Origin of the sequence: Microcoleus sp. MON1_C5 (assembly GCF_036701875.1) — a bacterium.
Taxonomy (GTDB): domain Bacteria; phylum Cyanobacteriota; class Cyanobacteriia; order Cyanobacteriales; family Microcoleaceae; genus Microcoleus.
On sequence record NZ_JAUBRN010000015.1, the window covers coordinates 1 to 1,149 of the forward strand.

Sequence of the window (1,149 nt, forward strand, 5' to 3'; positions counted from 1 at the left end):
GTTTTAAGTCGGGAAGTTTTTCCATTCCTTTATCTAATGTCTATCTCGTCTTCTTGTCAAGGGGGTTGAGCAATTACTTTTTTTCTTCAGCTAATCTGATTCCTTCTAAATCACATTCGCGGGGCGTGGTAAATTCTAAACTACCTTTTCCTTTTTTATAAGCAACTGCATAAATTTGATGTCCTAGTTTACTGTCTTGACTTGGCGAACAAATATAGTCATTTTCAATAACACTCCCACAATTCGGGCATTTCCCGACACCTCTGCTAATCGTGTTATAAACACTCGGATCGTACTCCCCATCATCCGTTTTAATCGTCGATTCCTTGCCTTTCTTCCCCTTTACCAACTCAAAATCAACCCGCTTCTGTTCCAAGTTAGGAATCGGTTTCACCGCATACCAATCACTCGTAACCTTTCTTGCTTCTCCCTTACCTGCATAATTACTCGTCTTACTCAACCACCAATTCGGACTCAAAGGCACAACCGACTGACAACTCGGACAAACCACCGTATGCGCCCACAAATAATTCTGCACAGTTTCCCCCGGTAAAGATGGAAAAAACTCAGCTAATCTTTTCTCGGCTTCATCCCCCACCCATTTCACCCATTTATCAATATCCTCCTGCAAATCCGGGCCAAATTTCAGCGGATATTCCATAGCCGCCTTCATCGTCACCACCGCCACCGGATTGAGATCCGACGCCAACACATTCAACCCGTACCGCGCCGCCTCAAACGGAATGCTTCCCCCACCCGCAAACGCATCTAAAATCGTCGGCGTGCGATTCCCCCACACTTTCTCGCAATAATCGTGAACCTTTTTAATTCGCACCGAAGACGGGGGAGTTTTGTAGAGTTTAATTTCCTTCCCCGGTTCCAATCCCAGCAAATATTCAAACTCTTCTAAAGAGATATCTGCGGGTAAAATCGACCCCAACACCGAAGCGCGAGAAAACGATAAAGGTTTGCGCGAATACCAGCGATGCAATCCTTTAAATGGATTGCCGCCGTGTTCGTAATAAACCTGCTGGTTTAGCAGATTCACCGGCATGATTTTCTCGATGAAGAGTTTGGGGCGCATGATTTTGTTGGTTGGTGGTTGTTGTTTTTAGGAACAGGCATCTTGCCTGTTCCACAAAGATTTAA

1 protein-coding gene is annotated in these 1,149 nt (G+C 45.0%); it reads right to left on the minus strand.

From position 1 onward, the window contains the following. Positions 1-73: 73 nt before the first annotated feature. Entirely contained in the window at positions 74-1,084 is a 1,011-nt protein-coding gene (locus QUA71_RS09905; protein ID WP_333284470.1) for a DUF1156 domain-containing protein, read from the minus strand. Between the last annotated feature and the right edge of the window lie 65 nt (positions 1,085-1,149).